Origin of the sequence: Azospirillum sp. B21 (assembly GCF_008364825.1) — a bacterium.
Taxonomy (GTDB): domain Bacteria; phylum Pseudomonadota; class Alphaproteobacteria; order Azospirillales; family Azospirillaceae; genus Azospirillum.
Map to the genome: position 1 here is coordinate 102,771 of NZ_VTTO01000008.1, position 17,724 is coordinate 120,494.

Consider the following 17,724-nt stretch of genomic DNA (forward strand, 5'->3'; position numbering starts at 1 on the left):
GCGCAGAGGTTCCAGATAGAGGACTGCGGAAGAATGGCGGCGCCGGGGATTGCCCGGCGCCGCTTTCCGTCGGTCCGGCCGGTCAGCGGCCGCCGGCGGTCCTGGCGCGCTCGGCCTTCGTCATGGAGGGCAGCGCCACGTCGATCACCAGCCGGTGGCCGCGGTCCTTGTCCGGGGCCAAGGTGGAGACGGCGAGCAGGCGCACCGGCCCGCCCTTGGCGTCGTCCTCGCCCGCGCCATCCTCGTCGCTGAACAGCAGGCGGGTGCCGCCGCCGTCTCGCTCGGCCCGGTAGCCGAGCGCCGTCGCCGGCAGGCGGCCGGACGGGGCGGCCTGCCACAGCGTGCCGGGCAGCCTCACCTCCAGCCGGCCGTCGGGGCGCCGCACCGGGGTCTCGTAACGCGGGTCCTGGTCGAGGTCCAGCACGACGCGCAGCCCGTCCCCGCCATTGGCGGTGCGGATCCGCTCCACATGACGCTGGGCCTCAGAGCGTTGAGCGTCAGGGCGTTGGGTTGCGGGGTGCGCCGCGGGCTGGAAGCTGACCGGCTGGGCGGGGGCGTCCGGAACCGGCTTGACACCCGGCCGCAGAACCTCCACCGCGGATTCCGCCCGGACGGGGGCTGCGTCGTCCTGGGGGTCGGGCTTCACCGCAGGGACCGGAGCGGCCGGAACCGGAGTTGGAACCGGCGGAGCCGGGGACGCGACCGGCTGTGAAACCGTGGGCCGGGTGGCGGCCGGTTGGGCGGAGACCTTCGCAGGGGGGACCGCCTTGGCCGGTTCCTTGCCCAGCTCGACGAAGCCGCCGGTGCGCCCCTCGGCGCGGCCATGCTGGACGTAATGGGCGTAGCCGCTGGAAGCCTGCCCGCTGCGGATGGCGGCGACGACGTCGGGATTGGCGGCCAGATAGCTCCGCTCCCGCCAGCCGGTCGGCGGCGCCAGGGCGCTGTCGATCTGCGGGGTGCGGCGCAGGCCGGACATCAGCGACCCGTGCAGGCCGAGCCCTTCCACCGCCAGCGACAGCCACAGGGGCGTCAGCAGCAGAAGCAGAAGGCGCAGCAGCTGGGAGATCGGCGACAAGGCGGGGTGCGTCCGGCGAAGGGGAAACGGCACCGGTCCCGTCGGCCCGGCGTTGCCTGCATGCCTACTCCCAAGCGCGCCGTCCGGTCCAGGAAAAGCCGCCGGCCGGAGGGGGGTGCTTTTTCGGCCATCAACCCCTTTGACCACCAACGATGCGGGGTACCCCATCGTTCGGGTGGCCGCCCGTCGGCGCGATGCACACCTTGGGTTGGCCGCAGCCGTTCGGCGCCACCCCTTAGAGTTTCGGAACCGGGAAGCCTTCATGGAACAGATGCGAGACGGATCACCGGCCGATCCGGCGCGGGACCCCTCCTCCCCCCTCTCCTCCAAAGGGCAGCCGCAGGCCGAGGGTTCCCAACCCGGCCCCGATCAAGGACCCAGCTCCAACCCTGGCCCCAACCATGGTCCAAGGCCCGGCCCGCCTCTCGACCCCGGCATCGCCGGGCTGGTGTCGGCGCTGCGCATGCTGGGCATCCCGGCCGATTACGACGGCGTGCGCCATGCCTGCGGCGGCGAATCCCCCGACCTGACCGGTCTGGTCCGCCAGGCCCACCGGCTGGGCGCCAAGGCCCGCGTGGTGAAGACCAAATGGGAGCGGCTGGACCGCACGCCGCTGCCGGCGCTGGTCCCCGGCCCCGACGGCGGCTTCCTGGTGCTGGCCAAGGCCGGCAACGGCCGCGTGCTGGTGCATGACGCCGCGACCAACCAGACCCGCATCCTCGACCGCGAAGGGTTCGAGCCGCTGTGGAGCGGCCGGTTGATCTGCCTGGGGCGCAAGGGCACGATGGGCATGGGCCAGCCGCGCTTCGACGCCCGCTGGTTCGGCGCGGTCGCCTGGAAATACCGCGGCATCCTGGGCGAGGTCCTGCTCGCCTCCTTCTTCATCCAGCTGTTCGCGCTGGTGACGCCGCTGTTCTTCCAGGTGGTGGTCGACAAGGTGGTGGTGCACCGCAGCCTGGGCACGCTGGACGTGCTGATGGTCGGCATGCTGGCCGTCATCCTGTTCGAGGCGGTGCTGGGCGGCCTGCGCACCTACACCTTCGCCCACACCGCCAACCGGCTGGACGTGGAGCTGGGGGCCAAGCTGTACCAGCGGCTGCTGTCGCTCCCCATGGGCTATTTCGCGGCGCGCCGGGTCGGCGACAGCGTCGCCCGCGTGCGCGAGCTGGAGACGATCCGCAACTTCATGACCAGTTCCACCATCACGCTGGTGCTGGACCTGCTGTTCACCGTCGTCTTCCTGGGCGTGATGCTGCTGTACAGCCCGATGCTGACGGCGATCGTCGCGGCCTCCTTCCCCATCTACGTCCTGATCAGCCTGGTGGCGACGCCGATCCTGCGCCGCCGGCTGGACGAGAAGTTCGCCCGCGGCGCCGAGAACCACAGCTTCCTGGTCGAGACGGTGTCGAGCATCGAGACGGTCAAGGCCATGGCGGTCGAGCCGCGCATGCAGCGCCGCTGGGAGGACCAGCTGTCCGGCTATGTCCGCGCCGGCTTTCGCGCCGGCAACCTGAACAACATCGCCAGCCAGTCGGTGCAGTTCGTCTCCAAGATCTCGACCATGCTGGTGCTGTGGCTGGGGGCGAAGCTGGTGATCGAGGGCAGCCTGACGGTGGGCGAGCTGGTGGCCTTCAACATGTTCGCCGGCCGCGTCGTCCAGCCGGTGCTGCGCATCGCCCAGCTGTGGCAGGATTTCCAGCAGGTGCGGCTGTCGATGCACCGCATCGGCGACATCCTGAACACCGCGCCCGAACCGCTGCAGAGCCCCGGCCGCGCCGCCATGCCGGCGATCAAGGGCGATCTGACTTTCGACCACGTCACCTTCCGCTACCGCCATGACGGGCCGGAGACGCTGAGCGACGTGTCGCTGCATGTCCCGGCGGGTCAGGTGGTCGGCATCGTCGGCACGTCCGGCTCGGGCAAGAGCACGCTGGCCAAGCTGCTGCAGCGCTTCCATGTGCCAGAGCGCGGGCGGGTGATGGTGGACGGCACCGACCTGTCGACCGCCGACGCGGTGTGGCTGCGCCGGCAGATCGGCGTGGTGCTGCAGGACAATGTGCTGTTCTCAGGATCCATCCGCGAGAACATCGCGCTGACCGACCCGACCATGGAGATGGGCCGCGTCGTCGCCGCGGCGAAGCTGGCCGGCGCCCACGACTTCATCGTCGAGCTGCCCGACGGCTACGACACCGTGGTGGGGGAGCGCGGCGCCAGCCTGTCGGGTGGGCAGCGGCAGCGCATCGCCATCGCCCGAGCGCTGGTCACCAACCCCCGCATCCTGATCTTCGACGAGGCGACCTCGGCGCTGGACCATGAGTCCGAGCGGATCATCCAGGCCAACATGCGCCGCATCTGCGCCGGCCGCACCGTGCTGATCATCGCCCACCGCCTGTCCACCGTCGCCATCGCCGACCGCATCGTCACGGTGGAGCGCGGCCGCATCGTCGAAGACGGCGCGCCCGACGAGCTTCTGCGCCGCGGCGGCCGCTACGCCACGCTGTTCCGCGGTCAGATGGGCCAGCTGCCGGGCGGGAACCCGCCGCCAGCGGACGGGCTGATCGAACAACGGGCCGTGGGCTGAGAGGGACGAGCGCCATGAGCAAGACGAACGCCGCGGTGAAGACCACCCCCGCCATCCCCGATCCCAATAGTCCCGATCCCGCCGCACCCACCAACCCTGCCGGCGTCAAGCCGCCCGCCAACGCGCCCGGTACCCCCGGCGAGCCGCGCCCGCCCACCAAATTCCAGGGCCGGCCGCAAAAGCGGCGGCGCGACGAGATGGACTTCCTGCCCGACGCGCTGGAGATCCTGGAACGGCCGCCCTCGCCCACCGCGCGGACCTTCACCGCCGTCATCATGCTGGCCTTCACCGCGGCCTGCGCCTGGGCGTGGTTCGGCCATGTCGACGTGGTGGCGGTGGCGCAGGGCCGGGTGGTGCCGAGCGGCCGGACCAAGACCGTCCAGCCGATGCAGACCGGCGTCGTCCGCACCATCGCCGTCGAGGACGGCCAGCTGGTCAAGGCCGGCCAGACGCTGATCGAACTGGACCCGACCGGGGCGACCGCCGACCGTGACCGCATCCGCTCCGACCTGTCGGCCGCAAGGGCGGAGGTGGCGCGGCTGCGTGCGGCGCTGGAGGTGGTGAACGGCAACCCCGACGCCGTCTTCGCCGCTCCCGCCGGCCTGTCGCCCGAACTGGTGCGGATGCAGAGCCAGCTTCTCGCCAGCCAGATCGCCGAGCAGCGCGCCAAGCTGGCCGCGCTCGACCGCGAGCAGGCGCGGCGCGAGGCCGACCGCGCCACCGTGGTGCAGACCATCGCCAAGCTGAACGCCACCCTGCCGCTGATCCGCGAACGGGCGGAGGCGCTGTTCGACCTGTCCAAGCGAGGCACCTCGTCCCGCTTCCAGTACCTCCAGCTTCAACAGGATCTGGTCGGGCAGGAGCAGGAGCTTCTGGTCCAGAAGATCAAGCTGACGGAGGCCGACGCCTCCATCGCCGCCACAGCCGAGCAGCGCCGCCAGACCGAGGCCGAATTCCGCCGCCAGCTCTACACCGGCCTGGCCGAGGCCGAGCGCAAGGCCGCCTCGCTGGATCAGGAGTTGGCCAAGGCCGACCAGCAGGTCGATCTCCTGCGGCTGACCGCCCCGGTCGACGGCTATGTCCAGCAGCTGGCCATCCACACGGTGGGCGGCGTGGTGACCACCGCCCAGCCGCTGATGGTCATCGTGCCGGAGGACAGCCGGCTGGAGGTGGAGGCCTTCATCCCCAACAAGGACATCGGCTTCGTCCAGACCGGACAGGTGGCGGAGGTGAAGGTGGAGGCCTTCTCCTTCACCAAATACGGACTGATCCCCGGCCGCGTCGCCTCGCTGTCCGGCGACGCCGTGCAACAGCAGCAGGCCGACAAGGGGACGGACAAGAGTGGTGCCAAGTCGCCGGAGACGGGAGCGGTCTATGCCGCCCGCATCGCGCTGGACCGCGATACGCTGGAGGTAGACGGCAAGGAGACGCGGCTGCAGCCGGGCATGACGGTGACCGCCGAGATCAAGACCGGCCGCCGCCGCATCGCTGACTACCTGCTCTCCCCCCTCTCGCGCAGCGCCCAGGAAGCCATGCACGAGCGGTAGAAGTTCCCTCTCCAGGGATCCCCCTCTCCCCCCCGGGGAGAGGGTCGGGGTGAGGGGGATGCATGGAGTGGATTCGGTGGGGGCGGAGAGTGCGCGACTCTTGGAGATCCTCGCCGCGCGACCCCCTCACCCTAACCCTCTCCCCGGGGGGGAGAGGGGATCTTCAGGTCACGCAGTCAGCCCATGCGCCAGATCGTGGGCGTCGTACCAGGCGTGCAGGCCGTGGGCGGCGTCCTCGAAGCCGGAAACCGTCTGCGGCATCCAGGCGGCCATGGTGTCGGCAATCCCGTGCGACGCCGCGTTGGCCGAGACGGCATGGCCCAGCAGGTCGCCGGCCTGAAGCTCTGCCACCTGCGCCTGGGACGGAGCCTTGGTACCGAACAGGCTCTTGTCGGCGGCGACGACCAGCGTGCCGTTCCACCACATCCCGCTCTGGCCCTTGACCACGTCGCGCCCGTCGAGCGCGCCCTTGTCGTAGGTCACCGCGGCGTCGGTGGCGGCATAGGTGTGGCCGTTCACGCTGACGCTGTTGACGAACAGGTTGCGGTCCTGGCCGCCGGCGAAGCCGTCATTGTCGTAGCGGATCTGCACCTTGTGGGCGCTGTCGGCCGACACGCTGGTGGTGAAGGCGTAGGTCTTGGCCGCGCTGCCGACGGTGGCGCCGCCGACGGTGTGGCCGTCGACCAGCAGGGTGAAGTGGGCGTTGATCCCGGCGGCGGCCGTGCCCTTGGCGTTGACCAGGATGGTGGCGGCGGCGGTCGCGGGCGCGCCCGGTCCGGTGTCGGGCGTCTCCGGCGCGCCGTAGAGCTGGCCGAGCTTCGCCAGCAGCGCCTGGGTGTTCAGGTCGGTGTAGCCGGTGGCGCCGACCGGCGTCCCGGTCTGCTTCGCCAGCGACAGGAACTCGTCCTGGGTCAGGGCGCTGCCGCGCAGGTCCAGGGCCTCCTGCTGGGCGAGGGCCACCGCGGCGGTCACCGTCGGGGCGGCGAAGGAGGAGCCGTTGGCCGTCACCGTCCGCCCCGCCAGATCGGTCAGCCGGATGTCGGTGCCGTCGGCGCACAGGTCGGTGATGCCCGGGTTGCGCTGGGCCCAGCCCGGCAGCGCCCCGTCGCCGGTGGAGGCGGTGACGCAGATCGTGTTGTGGTCGGCGGCGAAATAGGAGACGTCGGTCGCCGTCCCGTTCTGCCCGGCATTGCCCGCGGCGGCCGACACCAGCACCCGCTTGGCGGCGAGGCTCGCCAGCTCGTCCGACAGGATGGTCGTGGCCTCCGACGAGGCGGAGCCGCCGGCCAGCGACAGGTTGACGCCGACGACGTTGTAGTCCGACGCATGGGCGACGACCCATTGCAGCGCCTGCTCGATCGCCGACCCCGACGCGGTGGTGGAGCCGTCCGGCATCACCTTCAGCGCGATGATGCCGACGTCCGGCGCCTGCGACAGGATGCGGGAGGTCACCAGGGCGCCGTGGGTGTCGGTGTTGGGGTTGCGCGCATCGCCGTCATTGTCGGCGTAGTCGTGTTGGTAGACCACGGAGGCGGCAGTCTCCCAGGTCGGCGACCAGCCGCTGTCGATGACGACGACCGTCTTTCCGCTGCCGGTATGGGTGCTGTTCGCCATGCTGTCGGTCCCCGCTGTCTGCCGTCGATGAAAAGCGGGGTGGAGTATGAGGGCTGGCGGTGTGGCCTTCGGATGATAAGGACGGGGCGGATTGTGGGCGAGCCACCCCTTATGCGACGGCGCATAAGGGCGGGTCTGGTCCTCTTCCTGCGACGGCCCACCTGTAGAGGGACGTCGGACAAGACGGAGCAGTGCCGTGCGGGGGGGTTGGATGAGGGTGCCGGTCCATTATCGCTGGGGCTTCGCTGCCCTGGTGTTCCTGCCGTCCGCGGCATCCGCCCAGCCTCCTGCCGCCCAATCGTCCGCCGGGGCGCCGGCGCTGGAGCTGCCGGTGCGCTGCCGGATCGGAACGGACTGCTTCGTCCAGAACTACGTCGACACCGATCCAGGGCCGGGGATGAGGGATTTCGCCTGCGGCCGGCTGACCTATGACGGACATGGCGGGACGGATTTCCGCCTGTCCGACCTGGAGGCGATGCGGCGCGGGGTGGCCGTGGTGGCGGCCGCTCCCGGCACGGTGGCCCGGGTGCGCGACGGGATGGAGGACATCAGCATCCGGCAGAGCGGCGGCGCGCCAGCCGGCTATGATGCCGGCAATGCGGTGGTGGTCGACCATGGCAACGGCTGGGAAACCCAGTACAGCCACCTGAAGCGTGGAAGCATCATGGTCAAGCCGGGCGACCGGGTGGAGGCGGGAACGCGACTGGGCCAGATCGGCCTGTCCGGCAAGACCGAATTTCCCCATGTCGATTTCGGCATCCGCCATGACGGCCGCACGCTCGATCCCTATACGGCCAAGGAGGTGGGCGGCGGCGAGGCGCCGTCCTGTGCTGCCGACCAGGGCGCCGCCGGGACGGGCAAAGCGCCGCTCCCTCCGGATACGCTGTGGAGCGACGATGCGCGCCGGACGCTCGCCTACCGGCCGAGCGCCCTGCTCGGCGCCGGTCTGGCGCCCGAGCTGCCGAAGGAAGACACCGCGCGCGATGGCGGCTATGGCGGCAGACCCCTGCCGGCCGGCACGCCGACGCTGGGCGTCTGGGCGGAACTGATGGGCGGGCGGCAGGGCGACCGCGTGACGCTGGAGGTGACCGGCCCCGACGGCCGCCGACTGCTCCGCAGCGAAGGGGCGGTGCCGCGCCCGCTGGCCGTGCTGTTCTTCGGCACAGAGGTGAAGAAGCCGGCACCCGGCCCCTGGGCTCCCGGCCCCTACCGGGTGACGGTGACGCTCCGCCATGGCGACGAGACGGTGCTGCGGGAAGAGCGGCGGGTGGAGCTGCGCTGAACGGGGTTGAGCCGGAGGCGGCCAAGACAACGGGAAGGCTGCCGCAAGTGACAACTGCCTGCCTCGGCATCGTTGTCACGAAATGAACACGGGATTTCCGTACGAAAGGATACATCCGAAAGGGTGAGTCTACCTCCTTATTAAGTATTTTCGCCGTGAGATTGCCCTGTATCGGCAAGGCAATCCGGCAATGACAGACACGCAGCAGGCTTTCTACGTCGCGACCAACGGCAACGATTCCTGGTCGGGGCGTTTGGCGGCACCCAATGCCGATGGGACCGACGGTCCCTTCGCCACGCTGGAACGCGCGCAGGGCGCGATGCGGGCAACCGGCATCCGCGACACTTATGTGCGCGGGGGCACCTATGCGATGGTGCGCACGGTGACGCTGACCGGAGCCGACAACGGCGTCCGCATCATGGCCTATCCGGGCGAGACCCCGGTCTTCAGCGGCGGCGAGCGGGTCGGCGGCTTCACCGCCATCGGTGGCGGGCTCTATGCCGCGGCGACCTCCGCCACCGGCCTCGACCTCTCCATCGGCGGGGTGCGGCAGAAGGTGGCGCAGACCGGCGACTGGAACGCCGGCGACCCCCGCTCCGGCTGGTCGGTCCTGGAGGCGGCGGCCGGCGGCGCCAGCAGGACCAGCCTGCGCATCGGGGCCGGCGACGGGGCGATGGCGGCGGTGCTGGCCGGCGGGGTCCAGCCCGGCACGATGGTCCAGACCTTCGACACCGAGCGGCTGTCCGACAACATCGTCGGCGTCGCCTCCACCGATGCCGGCAGCCGGACCATCAATCTTACCCAAGGCGCGAAATACGCCCTGCGCAGCGGCGGCACCTATCGCCTGCTGAACGACGACGCCTTCATCCGCGATGCCGGCGAGTTCGCCTGGCAGGCCGAGACCGGCCGGCTGGTGGTGAAGCCGCAGGATCCCGGCGCGCTGCTGTCCCAGGGGGCGGTGGTGGCGCGGCTGGGCACGCTCCTGTCGCTGAACGGGGCGAGCGGCGTCACCCTGCAGGGGCTGACCTTCGCCGACACCGCCTGGAACGGCTCGGCCCTGACGCTGACCAATGCGTCCGGCAACAGCATCGCCGGCAACCGCTTCGTCAATGCCGGCACCGCGATGACGCTGACCGGGTCGTCCGGCAACGCGATCGAGGCCAACCGGATGGAGCATCTGGGGGCGGGCGGCATCAAGCTCGCCTACGGCAGCAACGGCAACCGCGTCAGCGCCAACAGCATCGACGGTATCGGCGAGGTGCTGAAGGACGTCGCCGGCATCCAGCTCTACGGCACCAGCGGCACGCTGATCTCCGGCAACGACATCCGCAACAGCACGCGCTACGGCATCTCGATCAAGAACTGGGACGGCGCCACCGTCAACACCGACACGGTGGTGGAGTACAACCGCATCTACAACACGATGACCGAGACCGCCGACGGCGGCGCCATCGAGATGCTGGGGCGGTCCAACGTCGACACCCGCACGATCATCCGCGGCAACGACATCCGCAACGTCGGCGGGCTGGCGACCGACGGGTCGGGCTGGCTCGACCGCCACAAGAGCTTCGGCATCTATCTGGACGACATGGCCAACGGCGTCACCGTCCAGGACAACTTCATCCAGAACACCGGCTGGGCCAGCGTCTTCATCCATGGCGGCGATTCCAACAGCGTCACCAACAACTTCGCAGTCCTGTCCAACCCGCGCGAACGCTTCATCCGGCTGGAATGGGTGCCGAGCGCCGGCGCCATCGGCCTGCTCGCCAACAACAGCGTCACCGGCAACGTCATCTCCTCCTCCACCGGCGTGGATTACTGGGAGTTCTGGACCCCCGGCTCCTACAACGTCACCGGCAACCTGCTGCAGGGGACGCGCGGGCTGAGCGGCGGCGACAGGGTGTCGTCCGGCCTGTTCGTCAACCCGGCGGCCGGCGACTTCCGGCTGGGCAGCGGGGCTGCGGCGGGGCTCGGCATCCGCGACCTGGACTGGGCGCGGATGGGCAGCGCGCCGCTGACGGTGCCGGGGATTCCCGCTCCCGGCGCGGGCGGCGGCGCGGGCGGCGGGGGCTCTCCGGCGACCGGCACCGGCGGCGCGCCCGCCGCGGCCGGGCCGGCCTTCTCGCCGCTGGCCTACATCGCCTCCTATGCCGACCTGTCGGCGCTCTTCGGCACCAACGCCGCCGCCGGTGCGGCGCATTACGCCGCCAGCGGCCGGGCCGAGGGACGGACGGTCAGCTTCGATCCGCTGGCCTATATCGCCTCCCATGGCGACCTGTCGGCGGCCTTCGGCACCAACGGCGATGCGGGCGCCGCCCATTACATCACCAGTGGCCGGACGGAGGGGCGGGCAGTCAGTTTCGATCCGCTGGCCTACATCGCCTCCCATGGCGACCTGTCGGCGATTTTCGGCACAGACCGGACGGCGGCCGCGATGCATTACATCGCCAGCGGCCGGGCCGAGGGGCGGACGGTCAGCTTCGACCCGCTGGCCTATCTCGCCTCCCATGGCGACCTGGCGGCGGTCTTCGGCACCGACCGGACGGCGGCGGCGATGCATTACATCGTCAGCGGCCGGGCGGAAGGGCGGACGGTCACCTTCAACCCGCTGGCCTATCTGGCGGCCAACGCCGACCTCGCCGCCGCCTTCGGCACTGACACCACCCGGGCCGACCTGCATTACCTGGGCACTGGCCGGACGGAGGGGCGAGCCACCGGCTTCAACGCCTCGGCCTATCTGGCGGCCAACGGCGACGTCGCCGCGGCCACCGGCGGCGACCTGACGGCGGCGATGCGGCATTACATCCAGAACGGCCGGCTGGAGGGTCGGGCGCTAAGTCCCGCCTCGGCACCCCGCGCCGCGGGCCTCCTGCCGGAAAGCGCCATGTTGGCGGCATCCGGGATGGTGTAGGGGGGAACCTGCTGCCCGCCCTCTCCCGCCTGATTGGGTGACAAGCCGGACGTGAGCCGTTAAAACGGCCCGTTCGGCGCCGCTGTCCCGCGGCACCCGGATTTCCATGCGGGGATGATGGCTCAGGCTCTTCTCGACACCCCCTTCGCCCAGCCGGCCGAACCCAATCCATTGGGAACCGGCCCGTTGGGAAAGGGTCCGGGCAAGCCGGACGGACGGCGGTGGCCGCTGCTGGTCAAGCTGGCGGTGACGGTCGTGATCCTGGGCGCGCTCGCCGCCGGGGCCGACTGGCAGGGCATCGTCGCGCGCCTGTCGGCCGCCGACCCGTGGCTGTTCGCCGCCGGCTTCGCCGTGAAGGCGCTGACCCTGCCCTTCGCCTCGCAGCGGTGGCGGGCGGTCGGGCGGGCCGCCGGCTTCCGGCTGACCCGCTGGACCGCCTTCCGCCTGCAGATGGCCAGCGGCTTCCTGGGGCAGATCCTGCCGGGATCGGTGGGGGCCGACCTGCTGCGCGGCTGGTTCACCTGGCGGCTCGGCCATCCGGCCGGCCCGGTGATGCTGGCCCTGCTGGTCGACCGGCTGATGGCGCTGCTGGGCGTGGTGCTGATCGGGCTGGTCGGGCTGCCGCATCTGGCCGCGGTGGCGCCGCCCGCCGTCGCCGGCACCGTGTTGGCGGGCGCGCTGGTCCTGGCCGTGGCCATGGGGCTGCTGCTGCTGGCCGGCCGCATCCCGCGCGACCGGCTGCCGATCCCGAAGCGGCTGCGCGACGGGGCGCTGGTGCGGACCGCCTGGGGGGCGGTGGCGCAGCTGCGCGCCATGGGCGGCAATCCGTCGGCCTGGGCGGCGCTGGGCCACAGCGTCGGCGTCCATCTCGCCACCATCGCCGCCACCATCCTGTTCGCCCGCTCCGTCGGCCTGCCGCTCGGCTGGCTGGACGGGCTGGCCATCGTGCCGGCCGCCATCGTCGCCGCCGCCCTGCCCGTCTCGCTCGGCGGCTGGGGCGTGCGCGAGGGGGCGATGGTCGCCGGCTTCGCGCTGCTCGGCTTCGATGCCGATGCGGCCCTTCTGGTCTCGCTGCTGATCGGGCTGTCGATCGCCGTCCTGTCGCTGCCCGGCGGCCTGTTCTGGCTGCTGCTGCGCAACGAGACCGCCTCCCGGCCCGATCCTGTTCAGCCGGGCATCGCAGTGCCCGCTGCCCTTTCCACGGATTCCACCCGATGACCGACCAGCCCCTTCCGACGCTCGACCGGACCGCTGCCCCGGAGGCCGCCGCCCCGGAATCTGCCGCCGCGCCGCGCGCCCTCTCCCCCCGGCAGGAGCGCATCCGCGGGCTGTTCGACGCCATGGCCCCCCTGCGCGACCGCTGGGCCGAGCGCAACAGCGCCTTCCATGAGGCCGACCGCGCCTATCTGCGATTCCTGATCCCGGAAGGGGCGACGGTGCTGGAGATCGGCTGCGGCGTCGGCGACACGCTGGCGGCGCTGAAGCCGGCGCGCGGCGTCGGCATCGACCTCAGCCCGGCGACGATCGAGGCGGCGAAGGCGCGCCACCCGGAGTTGGAGCTGATCGCCGCCGACGCCGAGAACCCGGCGACCATCGACGCCGTGGAGGGGCCGTTCAGCCACATCCTGCTGTCGGGCACCATCGGCTTCCTCGACGACATCGAGGAGACGCTGCGCCTGCTGCGCCGGGTCGCCGATCCCAAAACCCGCATTATCGTCAGCTATCACTCCCGCATCTGGGAGCCGATCCTGTGGGCGGCGGAGAAGCTGGGGATGCGCATGCCGCAGGGCCAGCAGAACTGGCTGTCGACCAGCGACATCGTCAACCTGCTCGACCTTGCCGGCTGGGAGCCGGTGCGCCGTGAATGGCGCCAGCTGATCCCGAAGCGGCTGTTCGGGCTGGGCACGCTGGTCAACCGCTACGTCGCGCCCCTGCCCGGCATCCGCCGGCTGTGCGTGCGCAACTATGTCGTCGCCCGGCCGCAGCCCACCGTGGAGGAGGTCACCGTCGACGGCAAGCCGGCCTCGGTCACCGTCCTGATCCCCTGCCGCAACGAGCGCGGCAACATCGAGAACGCCATCCGCCGCCTGCCCCGCTTCGCCCCCGACGTCGAGGTGATCTATGTCGAGGGCAACAGCCAGGACAACACCTACGAGGAGTGCCTGCGCGTCCGCGACGCCTATCCCGACTGGGACATCAAGGTGATGAAGCAGCCCGGCAAGGGCAAGGGCGACGCGGTGCGCGCCGGATTCGCCGTGGCGCGCGGCGACATCCTTATCATTCTCGACGCCGACCTGACGGTGCCGCCGGAGACGATGGGAAAATTCTACCAGGCGATGGTGTCGGGGCGCGGCGAGTTCGTGAACGGCACTCGGCTGGTCTACCCGATGGCGCCGGAGGCGATGCGCTTCCTGAACCTCCTGGCCAACCGGGCCTTCGCCAGCATCTTCTCCTTCCTGCTGAACCAGCGCTTCACCGACACGCTGTGCGGCACCAAGGTGCTGTGGCGCAAGGATTACGAGACCATCGTCGCCAACCGCCACTACTTCGGCGACTTCGACCCGTTCGGCGATTTCGACCTGATCTTCGGCGCCGCCAAGCAGAACCTGAAGATCGTCGAGGTGCCGGTGCGCTACGCCGACCGCAGCTATGGCGAGACCCAGATCTCCCGCTTCACCCATGGCTGGCTGCTGGCCCGCATGGTGGTCTTCGCCTGGAAGAAGCTGAAGGCGTTCTGAGCCTTCAGCGCACCGTCGCCCTACCGCACCGTCGACAGGGCGATCTCGAAGGCCCGCCGGTTGATCGCCCAGGCTTCGAAGGCGCTGTCCTCGTCGGGGGAGAGCAGGATCAGGCAGACCGGCAGGCTGTGCGCTTCCTCGCTGAGCGCAATGCGGGCGGCAAGGATGGTCATGGCGGTCCCGCTCCGGCGGGCCTTGCGGCGGTGGAGGAGGATGCTGCGCTCCGCCGTCCGTTCCTCGGCGACGCGCTCGGCATCGGCGGACAGGGTGAAGCCCTGGTTGGCCAGCTTGGCGAGCGTGGTCCGCTCGATCTCCGCGGCGTCGGCGAGTGCGGCGTCGGCGGTCGCTTCCGCGGCGCCGAGCACTGCGATCAGGCTTCCGCGGCCGGTGGAGCCGTCCGGCCCGACATGGTCCAGCACCAGGGAGGCGCCGTCCGGCGGGGCGTAGCCGCCGGGCGTCTCCCGCCACAGGCCGGAGGCGAGGAAGCGGACGGCGTGCGCCCCCTTCAGCTCCGTCCATTCGAACCCTTCGGCGAAGGTCTGGCCGGTCGGCTCGGCCAGCCGGAAGCGCATGGCGGCGAGCAGGACGATCTCCTGCATCACCCGGTGGTCGGCTTGCCCGCCCCGCGACGGTCCCCCCTGCATCATGCGTCCGTCGATCAGGAACAGCAGGTCGCCGTCCTTCACCGTCAGCAACCGGTGCAGGCGCAAGCCCCCGTCATGGCGGCCGGCGGCGAGCGCGTCGCCCATCATGCCGGTCGGCGAGGGCGCCTGACGGAAATCGAGTTCGCGGTAGCCCTGCGAGCGCATCCAGGCGCGCAGCCAGTCCGCCCCATGCATCTCGCGCGGCAGGAAGGCGGCCCAGACCACCAGCTCCACCCCCTCCGCCGCCCCCGGCGCACCGGGCTCGCCCGGATGAAAGCGGGCCAGCGGGACGAGGGGGGCCTCCGGACCGGGCGCGGCGGTGGCTGTCCGCTCCACCGCCCAGCCCCGCGGCAGGGCGATGGAGAAGCCGGTTCCCGCCGGCAGGCCGTCGCGGACCAGGACGTCCAGATAGGTGGCCTCGATCACCGGGCGCGGCGACAGCGGCGCCGTCAGCAGGGTCGGCAGTCTGGGGTCCATGCTCTACTCTCCCGTCGCGAGGCCGGCCGGGCTCATGGTCCGGCGCTCCGTTCCCGGCCGGTGTAGCGGGGGCCGACGCTGAGGTCCACATCGGCCTTCAGGCCCAGCAAGGCCGCGGCCTCGCCCGCCAGACCCATATGGTAGCGCCCGGTCTCCAGATCCTTGAAGGCATGGGCGGACGCCCCGGCCCCGACCGAGCCGGCGGACGCGCCGCCCTTCCCGCGCAGGCTGATCGTGTAGTCGGTGAAGGGGATCGGGATGTTGATCTCGCCCTTGAGGTCGCCGGAGGCCGCCGCCGCCCCGGCCTTGGCGCCCAGCGCGATGCCGGCGCGCCGCCCGTCGGAGCCGATCAGCCCGTCGGCCTTGGCTTCTGCCTGCATCAGCGAATATTCGCCGCCGCCCTCGGCCCAGGGGTTGTTCTTATCGGTGCCGGCGAACAGCGTGCCTTCCTGCGAGACCATCACCGCCTTGGCCGAGGCGGTGCCGCCGATGCCATGGACGATGCCGCCGGCGGCCTTCGCCTCGGCGGTCAGGTTCTCCATCTTGTGGGAGCCGCCGACATAGCGATTCCCCAGATGGCCGGCATGCTCCATCTTCACCATGCCGACGCCGACCTCGCCCTTGGCCTGCCCCAGCAGGCCCTGGCGCTTCGCCTCGCCGTCGGCCATGGCGTAGAGGGCGCTGACATTGTCGTCGCCACCCGCCCGCTTCAGGAAAAGCGGCTTCTTCGGGCAGGGGGCGACCGGCGCGCCGGGCGGCGCGGGCGCTGCCGTCTGCGCCGCCGCCTGTCCGGTGCGGGCCGCGGCGGGGGCGGCCGGTGGGGCCGGCGGCGGCGCCACGACCAGCCGCTGGCCCGATGCGATCATGTTGGGGTTGGAGATGCCGTTCAGCCGCTGCAACTCGGCCACGGTGGTGCCGTTGCGCCGGGCGATGGCGGACAGCGTCTCGCCGCGCTGGACGGTATGCACGGTCATCGCGCACCGCCGCGGGTTGCCGTCAGCGCGGCGGTAATCTGGTCGAGCCGCGCGTCGGCGCCGCCCGGCCCCTCCAGCAGGGTGCCGAGCCAGGCGAATTCCTCCCGCCGGGCATGGTCCGCCGGGAAGGCCGCCAGGATGTGGACGTAGCGGGTGATCTGCCGCTCGGTCTCCATGCCGTGAGCGGGAGCGGCGGCGAGCGCCGCCTCGATCCGGGCGGCGACCTCCCCGGTCGGGACGTCGGGGGCTTCCCGGGCCATCATCGCCGCGGCGGCAGTGCGCAGGCGGTCATGGAAGGCGTCGGCGCGCGCGGCGTGGAGCTGGTCCTGCTGCCGGTCGGAGATGCGCAGCATGGCTCAGCGCTCGCCCGGCCACAGGATGCCGGTCCAGACCAGCGCCGCGGCGACGCCGCCGGCGATCAGGAACAGCGCCATCAGGGTGAAGCCGGCGGTCTGCGCCAGATCCGGCGCGCGGTCGCGCAGGATGGCGTCGGCGATGGCGCCCTTGGCCTCGATCCGGGTGAACAGGGCACGCAGGCGGCCGACAAAGCCGGTGACGAGCGCCGGGGCCGCGAGACCGAGCATGCTGCCGCCCAGACCGACGAACAGCGTCTTGTAGGCCCGGCCGGCGAGATCGCGGTTGCCGCCGAACAGCGGCAGGGTGCGCTCCCCCAGGATGGAAAGGCCGATCAGGGTCAGGAGGACGAGAAACGCCGCGAGGAGCAGGCGTCCTTCGGTGGAGGACGGAAGCGGATCCATGACCCTTTGGCAACCCTTTGGCCGGTCGGGGTGAAAACGGGCAAGCGGGAGCTTCACAAAAGCAACCGCACCTGTCCACTCCGTTCACCGTCCATATCATTCGGCATCGCAGTGCCGTCGGGCGGTGACGCCCCCGCCGTCAGGCGTTGACGATCGCCGGCATGGCGAGGGCCTGGTAGCTGTCGCGCTGCTCGGTCAGGCTCAGCAGCAGGTCGGTCAGGCTGTCGCGGGCGAAGGTGTCGGTGGTCGCCGTCAGCTTGCGGCGCACGACGCCGATGAACTCCTCCAGCACTTCCAGATGCAGGGTGGCGGAGGCGAGGACGTCCTTGGCAATCGGGGCGCCAATGGGAGCAGCGATCTGGGCGGTCATGGTGGCGGTCTTTCGCGGAGAAGGGGAGCGGAGGGGGAGCGGCAGGATCAGGCGGCGAGCGCGGTGACGGGCTGAACAGTCGCGAGCACGGCGCGGTAGGTTTCGCGCTGCTCGGTCAGGCCCGACAGCAGGTCGGTCAGGCTGTCGCGGGTGAATTCGCTGGTGGCGCCGTTCAGCTTCGACTGGGCGATCGCGATGAATTCATCGACGACATCCAGGTGCAGGGCGGCGGAATTAAAGATCTCGGCGGCGCAATCGGTCTTGGACATGGCGGCGATCCCTGTATTCGTGGCGGAGGCTTTTGCCCGTTCTGATGAGCTTATTGAGCCATCCGGCCAGTTAACGAGGTGTTAAGATCACCGATTGGTCCTAGGTCGATTGGTGATTACCACTTCCAAGAAAAACCCAACTAAACGCCAGTTCACGATTTGGCGGTAGAGTTACTTCTTTCGATGGTGGTGGCGGTGTGGTCCGGAGTGTGCAGGAAAAAGGCCCCGGGAATTCCCGGGGCCTTGCCGTCATAACCGGTAGAGCCGCCAGTCGTGGCTCTGGTCCCAGAGCCGCAGAGCGTCCGTGAAGGCGGCGCTCCATCGGTCCAGTGCTTTGCTGACCACCGGTGGGAATTGGGCCGTGTTCAGAGCGTCTTCGTACTCCCGCCGGGCTTCGCGAGCCCAGCGCCGCCGCTCCTCATACCGCTCCCGTTCGAAATCGTACGACATCGCCGCCCCCTTGAATGGGAGATGATCGGAAGTG

General features: G+C 70.8%; 15 protein-coding genes. 6 read left to right on the forward strand and 9 right to left on the reverse strand.

Going from position 1 to position 17,724, the window contains the following annotated elements; all coding sequences use genetic code 11:
- Positions 1 to 82: 82 nt before the first annotated feature.
- Positions 83 to 1,075 carry a hypothetical protein gene (locus tag FZ983_RS19770; RefSeq protein ID WP_149225230.1) on the reverse strand — a complete coding sequence of 331 codons (993 nt, stop codon included), beginning with the start codon at positions 1,073 to 1,075 and terminating at the stop codon, positions 83 to 85.
- 262 nt (positions 1,076 to 1,337) lie between these two features.
- On the opposite strand from FZ983_RS19770, the gene FZ983_RS19775 reads away from it, so the two are divergent.
- Both FZ983_RS19775 and FZ983_RS19780 read left to right on the forward strand, forming a co-directional pair.
- Positions 1,338 to 3,656: a type I secretion system permease/ATPase gene (locus FZ983_RS19775; RefSeq protein ID WP_247883851.1), complete on the forward strand. Its 2,319-nt coding sequence runs from the start codon at positions 1,338 to 1,340 to the stop codon at positions 3,654 to 3,656.
- Positions 3,657 to 3,670: 14 nt separating this feature from the next.
- Positions 3,671 to 5,203: an HlyD family type I secretion periplasmic adaptor subunit gene (locus FZ983_RS19780; RefSeq protein ID WP_211102960.1), complete on the forward strand. Its 1,533-nt coding sequence runs from the start codon at positions 3,671 to 3,673 to the stop codon at positions 5,201 to 5,203.
- A 168-nt stretch (positions 5,204 to 5,371) separates the two neighbouring features.
- On the opposite strand, the gene FZ983_RS35175 is transcribed toward FZ983_RS19780, so the two are convergent.
- Positions 5,372 to 6,817 carry a carbohydrate-binding domain-containing protein gene (locus FZ983_RS35175; RefSeq protein ID WP_188092418.1) on the reverse strand — a complete coding sequence of 482 codons (1,446 nt, stop codon included), beginning with the start codon at positions 6,815 to 6,817 and terminating at the stop codon, positions 5,372 to 5,374.
- A 211-nt stretch (positions 6,818 to 7,028) separates the two neighbouring features.
- Between FZ983_RS35175 and FZ983_RS19790 the strand changes: the two genes are divergently transcribed.
- The 4 genes from FZ983_RS19790 to FZ983_RS19805 all read left to right on the forward strand — a co-directional run bounded on the left by FZ983_RS19790 (position 7,029) and on the right by FZ983_RS19805 (position 13,748).
- Entirely contained in the window at positions 7,029 to 8,099 is a 1,071-nt protein-coding gene (locus tag FZ983_RS19790) for a M23 family metallopeptidase (protein ID WP_149225231.1), read from the forward strand.
- Between the two features lie 190 nt (positions 8,100 to 8,289).
- Positions 8,290 to 11,010 carry a right-handed parallel beta-helix repeat-containing protein gene (locus FZ983_RS19795; RefSeq protein WP_149225232.1) on the forward strand — a complete coding sequence of 907 codons (2,721 nt, stop codon included), beginning with the start codon at positions 8,290 to 8,292 and terminating at the stop codon, positions 11,008 to 11,010.
- A gap of 114 nt (positions 11,011 to 11,124) precedes the next feature.
- Positions 11,125 to 12,228 (forward strand): lysylphosphatidylglycerol synthase transmembrane domain-containing protein, encoded by a 1,104-nt coding sequence (locus tag FZ983_RS19800; protein WP_247883852.1) that lies wholly within the window; start codon positions 11,125 to 11,127, stop codon positions 12,226 to 12,228.
- Positions 12,225 to 13,748 carry a bifunctional class I SAM-dependent methyltransferase/glycosyltransferase family 2 protein gene (locus FZ983_RS19805; RefSeq protein WP_149225233.1) on the forward strand — a complete coding sequence of 508 codons (1,524 nt, stop codon included), beginning with the start codon at positions 12,225 to 12,227 and terminating at the stop codon, positions 13,746 to 13,748. The genes FZ983_RS19800 and FZ983_RS19805 overlap by 4 nt, the downstream gene beginning before the upstream one ends.
- 20 nt (positions 13,749 to 13,768) lie before the next feature.
- Here the strand turns inward: FZ983_RS19805 and FZ983_RS19810 are convergent, their stop codons facing one another.
- The 7 genes from FZ983_RS19810 to FZ983_RS19840 all read right to left on the reverse strand — a co-directional run bounded on the left by FZ983_RS19810 (position 13,769) and on the right by FZ983_RS19840 (position 17,690).
- Positions 13,769 to 14,869, reverse strand: a complete 1,101-nt coding sequence (locus FZ983_RS19810; RefSeq protein WP_149225234.1) for a hypothetical protein — start codon at positions 14,867 to 14,869, stop codon at positions 13,769 to 13,771.
- A 32-nt stretch (positions 14,870 to 14,901) separates the two neighbouring features.
- On the reverse strand, positions 14,902 to 15,843 hold the full coding sequence (locus FZ983_RS19815) for a LysM domain-containing protein (protein WP_149225235.1): 942 nt from the start codon (positions 15,841 to 15,843) through the stop codon (positions 14,902 to 14,904).
- Positions 15,840 to 16,196 (reverse strand): hypothetical protein, encoded by a 357-nt coding sequence (locus tag FZ983_RS19820; RefSeq protein WP_149225236.1) that lies wholly within the window; start codon positions 16,194 to 16,196, stop codon positions 15,840 to 15,842. Before FZ983_RS19820 ends, FZ983_RS19815 begins: the two co-directional genes overlap by 4 nt.
- A gap of 3 nt (positions 16,197 to 16,199) precedes the next feature.
- Positions 16,200 to 16,601: a hypothetical protein gene (locus FZ983_RS19825; protein ID WP_149225237.1), complete on the reverse strand. Its 402-nt coding sequence runs from the start codon at positions 16,599 to 16,601 to the stop codon at positions 16,200 to 16,202.
- A 139-nt stretch (positions 16,602 to 16,740) separates the two neighbouring features.
- Positions 16,741 to 16,971, reverse strand: a complete 231-nt coding sequence (locus FZ983_RS19830) for a hypothetical protein (protein ID WP_247883853.1) — start codon at positions 16,969 to 16,971, stop codon at positions 16,741 to 16,743.
- Between the two features lie 47 nt (positions 16,972 to 17,018).
- Complete coding sequence (locus tag FZ983_RS19835) at positions 17,019 to 17,240, reverse strand: hypothetical protein (protein WP_149225238.1); 222 nt, start codon at positions 17,238 to 17,240, stop codon at positions 17,019 to 17,021.
- 249 nt (positions 17,241 to 17,489) lie between these two features.
- A complete protein-coding gene (locus tag FZ983_RS19840) occupies positions 17,490 to 17,690 on the reverse strand; it encodes a hypothetical protein (protein WP_149225239.1) in 201 nt (66 codons plus the stop codon).
- Positions 17,691 to 17,724 lie beyond the last annotated feature (34 nt).